The following is a 10,057-nucleotide window of genomic DNA, read 5'->3' on the forward strand; positions in this document are numbered from 1 at the left end:
CAGGAAGAACCGCGCGGTCGCGGCCGCGCACTCCGCCATACTCTTTTATTGAGCCATAAAAGAGTATGCAGAAAACGGCTCCCTTGCAGGGGGCTTTTTGTGCAACTGGATTTGTTTCTGTTCAACTGTGCTGCCCGGGTGTTTGCCTTGAGGCAAACGCGGAATGTCTCCGTGGCGGTTGCGGTCGGGCTGAGGTTCAGTGAGCGCGCGAGGGCAGCGACCTCAAGAGCAACGGGGGTGAGTCAAGGGCTTTGCTTTTAAAGTATTGAGACTTTTCCTGTTTTTCTCTGACAGCTGACAGCTTAAAACTTACAGCTGTCTTATATTTAAGACCGCCGGGCGACACCGGCGAACTCGAATTATGCTTTCAGGGTGTGGTTGGAAAAGTATGGCGGAGTGTGGTGTCAGGCAATGTTTTGCAATAAACCGTCCGATCGATTGAGTGCCTGCTCCGGGCTAAACTGGAGGCCGAGCCGGAAAAGGCCGGTTCCTTTCTGTTCGTCAATGTAGCGGATGGATGCGAGAACCTGTCGGTTGCTCGGCCAGAAAGGATGGCGAAAACGGAGCCTGACGGCCGAACCTATCTCAATTTTGCGGTCGCAATCGAGGGCGATGCCGAAGGGACTGACATCAAAACTGATGGCCGGTGCGAATGTCGATTCATCGGCCAGAGAAAATTCGACAATCGACTGTTTCTGCATGCGGGCAGCTTTACGGCTTTCGCTCTGGTGCGGCGAGATCACATTGCGGAAAAGCTTGGCCCGGTAAAGCTCCTCATCGGCTTTCTGAATGAGGTTCTCCGCACTCTCATGCTTCGACAGGATGAACGACAGGCCGCCGCTGATCGTCAGTGTGCCGCGATCGAGCAGGTGCTCTCCCTGAAAGCTCGCCTTTTCAATGACTTTGCGGATCCGGTCGGCAACTGAATAAGCCTGGTCGCGGCTGACATTGGATAGCAGCACGGCGAATTCTTCACCACCGTAACGGGCGGCGACATCGCCTTTGCGGATACAGTGTGAAATAATTTTTGCTACCTGCTTGAGCGCCCGGTCGCCGGCGAGATGACCGCAGCGGTCGTTTAATTGTTTGAAGTGGTCGAGGTCGAGAAGCAGGATCGCGGTGGCCGGGTCTTCGGTGGCGAACCTCTGGTTGCAAACTTTTTCGAGGAAGGACTTGAAGTAGGTCTGGTTGTATAGCCCGGTCAATCCGTCGCATATTGAGGCATTGCGGATGTCGGCCAGATCGACTGCCTCGACAATCCGGGGATCGGCGATTTCGCCGACTACCTGGTGCAGATAGTCGAGCAGTGCCGGACGCAGTGCCGAATCGACTTTTTCACCGACCAGGATTTTTTGCCGATGTGCCAGCGCCTCTTCCCAGTAGCGCCGCGCCACATTATCTTTAAATTCCTTGCCGACCAGCTCTTTTAAGGCTTCACGGAAGACCCCGTCGCCATGATCTTCATGTAAAAGTTGAAGATTATGGATCAGGGCGCGATCGTCATGACCGTATTGGCCAATGATTCGGGTAACAGAGTTCTTCATTCCCGTCCTACCTTTAATTGCAATTCATATTTAAAAAAGAACCAGAAGCGGAGGTTGCAGGGATGAAGCCAAAAACAAGGAATTGAGGAAATTGCCCCTGGATTAAGGTGTTAGAAGGGCTTAATGCCTATTCGAATCTGAATGATACGTCATGTGCCGAAATATGGAGTGGCCAAAAAACAGGATTACTGTCCAGTCGGTTTTGATTCACCACTCTCATGCAGGTAGACGGTCCGGCTCGGGAAGGCAATCTCCAGTCCCAACGCTTCGAGCGTCTCCATTATTTTCAGGCTCAAAGCCTGCCGGGCATCGAGATATTCGCCCCAGTTAGTGGTCGTGGTAAAACAATAGACCATGATGTCGAGGGATGAAGCTCCGAAGTCGGTGAAGTTGACGAGGAAGAATTCCTGATCGATGGCCGGGTCGTCCTTGAGCAGTTGCCGGATCTTTTCCACCGCCGTCTGCATCTGTTTCGAGGTCGTATCGTAGGTGACGCCGATATTCAGCTTGATGCGCCGTTTCGGCATCCGGCTGAAGTTGTCGACCGCCATATTGGCAATCACATTGTTCGGCACGGTAATCAGGGTTTTGGCAAAAGTCCGGATTTTGGTTGAGCGGAACCCGACCTCTTCAACGGTCCCTTCAATATCGCCGGCGAGAATCCAGTCGCCCGCCTTGAACGGACGGTCAAAGATAATCATCAGCGATCCGAAGATGTTGGCGATCGAATCACGTGCTGCCATGGCGACGGCAATGCCGCCGATTCCGAGCGAAGCGAGCAGGCCGGTGATTGAATAGCCGAGGTTCTGAATGACCATCAGAATGGCGAAGAAAATGATCAGGCCACGCAGAAACTTACGCATCATGCCGACCAGGTTTTCGTCGAGGGATGAAGAACTGCATTCGACCCGTTTGCACAGCAAGCGGTCGATAATGCCGGCCATGTTGAAAAAGGCCCGGGCGATCGCTATGGTCACCAGAACCTGGATCATCGCATGCGACAGGGATTGCAGGTTAACAGGCCTGGCCGGCAGCTCGAGGGTCTGTAGAGCAAGGAACAGCCCGCCGATAAAAACCAGCATTTCGGCCGGTTTCTGGAGGCTGGTGATGATCAGGTCATCATAATCGTTTTTTGTTTTGGCACTGATCGAATGCAAAACGCGGTCGTAGATGACGCCGAAAATCCGTTTGACGATCCAGGCGGCGATGATGATGCCGAGGGCGGTCAGCCATGATTGCACGGTAATTCCGAGAAAAGATTTTTCGAGAAAGGGTAGCAGAGAGTCCATGCCTGTTCCTTATTGAAGGTTGGTCAGCTTTATCTTCTTAGCAGAACTGGAATGTGAATGCAAGGTACTGATAATACAGATGGGAGACTGCAACTACGGCACGGTGTGGTACAATAGGACAGAAATAAAACAGCTAAAGGAGTGAGTCATGACTCAATCTCGGGACAGCTTCAATGTATTGAAAACACTCGAAGTTGATGGAGAGCAGTACGAATACTACAGCCTTGATGCCCTAGCCGATGCCGGACATGAAAAGGTTGCGCGGTTGCCCTTTACACTCAAGGTGCTGCTCGAAAATCTTTTGCGGTTTGAGGATGGCGACACGGTCGAGACCGGAGATATCGAAGCGGTCATCGATTGGCTGAAAGAAAGAAAATCGAATCACGAAATTGCTTATCGCCCGGCCCGGGTTTTGATGCAGGACTTTACCGGTGTTCCGGCGGTGGTCGATCTCGCCGCAATGCGCGACGCCGTTGCCCGGGCTGGCGGCGACCCGGAAGCGATCAATCCGCAGGTGCCGGTCGATCTGGTTATCGATCATTCGGTCATCGTCGACGAATACGGCAATCCGCAGGCTTTTCAGGCCAATGTCGAAAAAGAGATGGCGCGCAATCGTGAGCGCTATGCTTTTCTGCGCTGGGGGCAGATCGCTTTTGACAATTTCCGGGTGGTGCCGCCCGGGACCGGCATCTGCCACCAGGTCAATCTCGAGTACCTGGGGCGAACGGTCTGGAGTGAAGAGCGCAATGGCCGTAAACTCGCTTATCCGGATACGCTGGTCGGGACCGACAGCCATACGACCATGATTAACGGCCTGGCGATTCTCGGCTGGGGGGTCGGCGGCATCGAGGCCGAGGCGGCGATGCTCGGGCAGCCGATATCGATGATTATCCCCGAGGTTGTTGGCTTCAGGATGAAAGGCAAACTGAACGAAGGGGTCACGGCAACTGACCTGGTCCTGACCGTCACCCAGATGTTGCGTCAATTCGGGGTGGTCGGCAAGTTCGTCGAGTTCTTCGGCTCCGGCCTTTCGCAGATGCCGCTCGCCGATCGGGCGACCATTGCCAATATGTCCCCCGAGTATGGCGCCACCTGCGGCTGGTTCCCGATCGACAACGTGACCCTCGATTACCTCCGGCTGACCGGCCGCGAAGAGGTCGTCCCGTTGGTTGAGTCGTACGCCCGCGCCCAGGGTTTATGGCGCGAGGATGATACTCCCGACCCCGAATATACCGACGTTCTTGAGCTCGATCTGTCGACGGTGAAGCCGAGCCTTGCCGGCCCGAAGCGGCCGCAGGACCGGGTTGACCTGACCGCTCTGCGCAGCGCCACGGAAGCGACCTTCCCGGAAGGTGAAGCCGACAAGGAGCAGCCGGTTGAAGGCGCCGATTACAAATTGAAGCAGGGCGATGTCGTCATCTCGGCGATCACCTCCTGTACCAATACCTCCAATCCGGCGGTGATGATGGCGGCCGGTCTGCTCGCCAAAAAGGCGGTCGAGAAAGGGCTGAAACAGAAGCCCTGGGTCAAGACCTCGCTGGCGCCCGGCTCCAAGGTCGTAACCGATTACCTCGAGAAGGCCGGCCTGCAGATGTACCTCGATCATCTCGGCTACAATATTGTCGGTTACGGCTGCACAACCTGTATCGGCAACTCCGGGCCGCTCACCGGGCCGATCGCCGCCGCTATTGACGAAGGCGACCTGACCGTCTGTTAGGTACTCTCCGGGAACAGAAACTTTGAAGGTCGGGTCCATTCACAAACCAGGGCCAACTGGCTCGCTTCGCCGCCGCTGGTGGTGGCCTATGGCCTGGCCGGCACAACCCGGATCGACCTCTCTTCGGAGCCGCTCGGTCAGGACAAGGACGGCAACGATGTCTACCTGGCTGATATCTGGCCGAGTGATGCCGAGATTGCCGAGCTGGTCAAGATGGTTTCGGCGGCGATGTTTCGCGACAAGTACGCCGATGTCTTCAGCGGCGACAAGGCCTGGCAGTCACTTGAAGTCCCGGAAGAGAAAACGTATGCCTGGGATCTTGATTCAACCTACGTTCGCGAACCCTCGTTTTTCGAATTGCGCGAGGACCCGGAGCAGGGTCTGTCCGGCTTCAGCGGAGCGCGCGTTCTGGCCCTGCTCGGTGACTCGATTACCACCGACCATATCTCACCGGCCGGCGCCATTCTGGCCAGCAGTCCGGCCGGCACCTATCTTCAGGAGCACGACGTCAAGCCGCTCGATTTCAACTCCTACGGTTCACGGCGCGGTAACCATGAGGTGATGGTGCGCGGCACCTTCGCCAATATCCGGATTCGTAATGAAATGGTACCCGGCACCGAGGGTGGTTTTACCCGGCATGTTCCGAGCGGCAACGAGATGAGCATCTACGATGCGGCGGTCAAGTATGCCGAAGAGGACACGCCGCTGGTCGTGGTTGCCGGCAAGGAGTACGGAACCGGCTCGAGCCGCGACTGGGCGGCCAAAGGGACGCTGCTGCTCGGGGTCAAGGCGGTTATTGCCGAAAGCTACGAGCGGATTCACCGCTCCAACCTGATCGTTATGGGGATTCTCCCCCTGCAGTTCAAGGGTGGCGATACGCGCAGCAGCCTCGGCCTCGATGGCAGCGAAACATTTGATCTGCATGGGCAGAGTGAACCGCTGCAGCCGGGGCAGGATATAAGATTAACGATCCACCGCGCGGATGGCAGCTCAACAGATCTGACGGTGGCCAGCCGTATCGATACGGCCAATGAGGTTCAGTATTTTCTCAGCGGCGGAATTTTGAATTTCGTCCTGCGCAACCTGATGAAGTAAAAGTTTTAAGGGTCAGGTCTCAATTTCTGACACGCATGCAACTATAAAATTGTGTCAAATGTCGAGACCTGACCCCTTTTCACTTTTCATAGCTTCTTAATCGGTGTTTACCTGGATTCTGGGAAAACCGTTTCTGCATTTCCCCCCTGTTTGTTCCCACTGTCGCTTGACACTTCTCCTGGCAGTTATAATATTAGAGATGTGTAATGTTTGTTCTTTTCGTCACTGCTCCTGGCTTTTGTCTTGTCCGTTGCCGGCGGGCTGGAAAAGAATCAAGAGCTGACGATGAATGCTGTAATTCTTCCCTGGCACGCGGAGATAAAATATGAACTATCCCGTCTGGTATCTACCGGAAACCGGTGGTGGCCTGCTTATTGCCCTTATCGCAATAACCCATGTCTTTGTTGCCCATTTTGCGGTCGGTGGTGGTCTCTACCTGGTTTTGACCGAACGTAAAGGGTTGCGCGAGAATAACCCTGACATATTGGCTTTCACAAAACGTCATACCAGGTTTTTCATGCTTGTGACCATGGTTTACGGCGGCATAACCGGGGTCGGTATCTGGTTTATCATCTCCCTTGTGCAGCCGGCAGCGACATCCCTGCTTATCCATACGTTTGTCTATGGCTGGGCGGCGGAGTGGGTGTGGTTCCTGGTCGAGATCACGGCGCTGCTTGTCTATTACTACACCTTTGACAGAATGGACAGCCGTACGCACCAGGCGGTTGGCTGGATCTACTTCGTGGCCGCCTGGCTCAGCCTGTTCCTGATCAATGGCATTATCGATTTCATGCTGACCCCTGGAGCCTGGGTTGTTGATCACAATTTCTGGTCGGGATTTTTTAATCCGTCTTTTTGGCCATCTCTATTTTTCCGCACTTTTCTCTCGTTCATGTTGGCCGGACTCTATGCTTTTGTCACCTGCGCTTTTCTTAAGGATCCCGGATTCAAGGCAAAAATGACCCGCTACAGCGGTACATGGGCCCTCGGCTCTTTAACCCTGATGCTGCCATGCGCCTACTGGTATTTTGCGATCCTTCCCGAACCGGCCCGTGCCCTGGTGACCGGGAGCTCGCCTACCATCCGGGCGGCCGGTGAGTTTGCTCTTTATGCCATGGTTGCCACTATGATCCTGCTGTTGCTGCTGACTGTCATCCGTCCGGCATACAACAGTAAAGCCGTTGCCATCCTCGCCCTGGTGCCAGCGTTCCTGCTGCTGGGCGCCTTCGAATGGACCCGTGAGGCAGCCCGTCGGCCTTTCGTTCTCAACCAGGTCATGTACTCAAACGGCGTCACTCTGGCCGAGGCCGAAGAGCTGCAGGGGGAGAGCTTCCTCGCGCGTACGAAATGGGCTGCGGTGCATGAGGTGAGTGACGAAAATCTCACCCGGGCCGGAGCCGAGCTCTTCAAATTCCAATGTTATGCCTGTCATACGATCGGTGGTCTCAATAATGATATCCTGCCCAAAACAGCGGCGATGGATTTCCCGACGCTGCACGGCTACTTGCTTAACGTCATCCACAAGCGGCCTTATATGCAGCCATTTTTGGGCACTGAAGAGGAAGCCGCGGCGCTGGCCGCGTACATCGTCGGCGAATTGCACGGCAAGGATGTCGATCCGGCCCTGCTTGAAGCACCGACCGGGCAGGGGCAAAAGCTCTATGAGGAGAACTGTGTCGGCTGCCATGGCCTCGATATCATCGAGGAGTGGGCGCAAGGCCTGACTCTATCCGAGATCATTGCCGGGCTCGAATCCCTGAGTTCATTAAATGACATGATGGAAAACTTTTCCGGAACCACCGCGGAGAAAGAGTTGCTCGCCGGTTTTTTCCAGTCGCCGCGAGCTCAGCCGCTATCCGACGTAGAGACAGGCAGGGCCATTTTTGAACAGAACTGTACCGGCTGCCACGGCAGTGACGTCATCGTCGACTGGTCTCAAGGAAGGTCTGTAAAAGCTATCGCCGAAGCGCTGGTTGCCCTTGGCAAGTTGAATCCGATGATGGCGGGACTTTCCCTGGATGATGCCGAGCGGCAAGCCGTGGCAGCGTGGGCCCTTTCCGGGCGCGAAGGAGAAGAACAATGATCCCCATTATTCCCACTCCGGACAGTATTCCGACCCACTGGGCCTACTTTCAGTTCTTTCTGCTGTTGACCTTTCCGCTGCATTTGCTGTTCATGAACGCTTTGCTTGGGTCGTCTGTCATCGCCATTTATATGCACCTGAAAGGGGGTGAGAAGCGCCAGGCCCTGGCTTATGAACTGGCGAAAGGGATCCCCCTGCTGATCGCCCTGACCGTCAACCTGGGCGTCGCCCCGTTTCTGTTTCTCCAGGTTCTCTATGGACACCTTGTGTACTCCAGTTCTGTGCTCATGGGGATGTTCTGGCTGATGATTATACCGGTCCTGCTGGTCGCCTACTATGCTGCCTACTGGTATGATTTCAGGTTTTTCACCCTGGGGCGTTCCGGGGTCGCAATCCTCTGCTGTGCTTTTTTCGGCTTTCTTTTTATCGGTTTTATGCTCAGCAACAATATGACGCTGATGCTGCACCCGGAAACATGGGATACTTATCTTGAGAACTCGAGCGGAACCTTTCTTAACACGGCTGATGTGACGCTCTGGCCGCGCTACCTGCACTTCATGATCGGCGGCACCGCCGTTGGTGGTCTCTTCGTAGCTCTTTATGGACGCTGGCTTCAACGCAGAGAACGTCTGCTCGGTGCTTATGCCTCGGCGGTCGGGATGCGATTGTTCGTCGGCTTGACCTTTGTCCAGATTACAGTCGGGGTATGGTTTCTGCTGGCGCTGCCGAAAGCCCAGAGGATGCTTTTCATGGGTGACAATAACCTGGCAACAACCTGCTTTGTCGTGGCCTTGCTCCTGTTGGCCACTCTTCTGGTCACAACAGTTAAAAAAATGATCTATACCTCCACGGCACTTTTGTTTGGCCTGGTCTGCACAATGGTTCTCATGCGGGATTTCGTGCGCAGCGGTTATTTGCAGGAATACTTCAATATGGGAATGCTCAAAGTCGCTCCAGAATACTCCCCACTGATCCTGTTTCTCGCGACACTGTTCGTCGGTTTTGTTCTTGTGGTCTGGATGTTGCGGGCGGCATTGACCCGATGTCGCGACTGAAGGGTCTCTTGTTTCGTTTTCTTGTCAATCGGGACTTGTTGGAATAGCTGGTGAAGTGAAGGAATCTATTGGCTCTGTCTGCAGATCTCTTCCAAAACATTAATCTCGATTTTCTGCTGCCAGCACAGTATTAAGAAGTAGCATTGCTACAGTTGTAGGGCCAACCCCGCCAAGTCGCGGAGTAATCCAGCCCGCAACCTCAGCAACAGATTCTGCAACATCAGGGATAAGCTTTTTCCCTTCCCAGGTAATCCCACCACTGATCACTACAGCCCCTGGTTTGATCATGTCAGGTGTGACAACGCTCGGACTCCCTACTGCTGCGACAACTATGTCGGCCCGCTTTGTATAATCAGAGAGGTTCTTAACGCCGGAGTGCACCACGGTGACTGCTGCATTTGCATAGGGTTGTTTCAGGGTCAATATAAGTGAAAGCGGTCTGCCAAGAGTCGGGCCACGTCCGACAATAACGACTTCTTTACCTTCTACCGGAATTTTGTAGTGTTTGAGCAATGCCTGAATGCCTGCCGGTGTGCAGGGGACCGGACCAGGCTCCTGCAATACCAGGCGCCCGAGGTTTACGGGATGAAGACCGTCAGCGTCTTTATTCGGGTCCATTTGAAGAAGGGCTTCATTGAAATCAAAACCCTCCGGAACAGGGTGCTGTATGATAAATGCATCAACCTCGGGATTACTGTTGAAACTATTTACAGCATTCAGAAGCTCTGCCTGGGTTGCTGTGGCAGGAATGGAGATGTGGAACGAAGCGATACCCACACTTTCACAGGTTTCATGTTTCTTATGAACATAGCTCATGCTTGGACCATCTTCGCCAACCAGAATGGTGCCAAGCCCCGGGGTGACACCTTTTCTCTTGAGCCCTTCAACTTGGGTCGCAACCTCATTCAGAACTGCTTCGGCAACAACTTTTCCTTCAAGTAACTTTGCAGACATTTCGACTCCTGTAATGTTGGGACACAACAATTCAAGCCTGTAGCAATTTACTGTAATTGAAAGACAAGGTCAAAGAGATATGTTTCTTGTGTCTCCTCTCGCATCGTTTTGTATAGGAAGAATTGGCGTACTTGAAATTAACAGGTTGTGGTGGTCTAATTGTTGTAGGCAGACAAACCATGCTGGGGCCACTCAGGACCACAAGGCTTCGTCCCTAAATAGTAATAGACCTACACTCGGGAGTTCATAATGAGCAAAAGATCTTTGTTTCTCTTGATAATTCTCGTCTTTCTTGCAGGCTGCGCAGTCAACCCGGTAAC

At 54.0% G+C, this 10,057-nt stretch carries 5 protein-coding genes and 1 pseudogene; 3 read left to right on the forward strand and 3 right to left on the reverse strand.

Translation table 11 applies throughout. The features are described 5' to 3' along the window. Positions 1–404: 404 nt before the first annotated feature. Entirely contained in the window at positions 405–1,544 is a 1,140-nt protein-coding gene (locus C0623_00600) for a hypothetical protein (protein PLY03710.1), read from the reverse strand. 185 nt (positions 1,545–1,729) lie between these two features. Next, positions 1,730–2,833, reverse strand: coding sequence for a mechanosensitive ion channel family protein (locus C0623_00605; protein PLY03711.1), 1,104 nt, complete (start codon positions 2,831–2,833; stop codon positions 1,730–1,732). A gap of 148 nt (positions 2,834–2,981) precedes the next feature. On the opposite strand from C0623_00605, the pseudogene acnA reads away from it, so the two are divergent. From acnA to C0623_00620, 3 genes and pseudogenes are all read left to right on the forward strand, one after another. Continuing rightward, positions 2,982–5,645 (forward strand): annotated as a pseudogene (acnA, locus tag C0623_00610) (aconitate hydratase AcnA). A 325-nt stretch (positions 5,646–5,970) separates the two neighbouring features. Continuing rightward, the gene (locus tag C0623_00615; GenBank protein PLY03712.1) at positions 5,971–7,728 is read left to right on the forward strand and encodes a cytochrome C; all 1,758 of its coding nucleotides are present in this window, start codon (positions 5,971–5,973) and stop codon (positions 7,726–7,728) included. Then, the gene (locus C0623_00620) at positions 7,725–8,783 is read left to right on the forward strand and encodes a hypothetical protein (GenBank protein PLY03713.1); all 1,059 of its coding nucleotides are present in this window, start codon (positions 7,725–7,727) and stop codon (positions 8,781–8,783) included. Before C0623_00615 ends, C0623_00620 begins: the two co-directional genes overlap by 4 nt. 99 nt (positions 8,784–8,882) lie before the next feature. On the opposite strand, the gene C0623_00625 is transcribed toward C0623_00620, so the two are convergent. Next, positions 8,883–9,737, reverse strand: coding sequence for a bifunctional 5,10-methylene-tetrahydrofolate dehydrogenase/5,10-methylene-tetrahydrofolate cyclohydrolase (locus tag C0623_00625; protein PLY03714.1), 855 nt, complete (start codon positions 9,735–9,737; stop codon positions 8,883–8,885). Positions 9,738–10,057 lie beyond the last annotated feature (320 nt).

Origin of the sequence: Desulfuromonas sp. (assembly GCA_002869615.1) — a bacterium.
Classification (GTDB): Bacteria; Desulfobacterota; Desulfuromonadia; order Desulfuromonadales; family UBA2294; genus BM707.

Bases quoted from the DNA above. Each gene is read 5' to 3' on its own strand.
- C0623_00600 (PLY03710.1), bottom strand. From the start codon at position 1,544: ATGAAGAACTCTGTTACCCGAATCATTGGCCAATACGGTCATGACGAT.
- C0623_00605 (PLY03711.1), bottom strand. From the start codon at position 2,833: ATGGACTCTCTGCTACCCTTTCTCGAAAAATCTTTTCTCGGAATTACC.
- C0623_00615 (PLY03712.1), top strand. From the start codon at position 5,971: ATGAACTATCCCGTCTGGTATCTACCGGAAACCGGTGGTGGCCTGCTT.
- C0623_00620 (PLY03713.1), top strand. From the start codon at position 7,725: ATGATCCCCATTATTCCCACTCCGGACAGTATTCCGACCCACTGGGCC.
- C0623_00625 (PLY03714.1), bottom strand. From the start codon at position 9,737: ATGTCTGCAAAGTTACTTGAAGGAAAAGTTGTTGCCGAAGCAGTTCTG.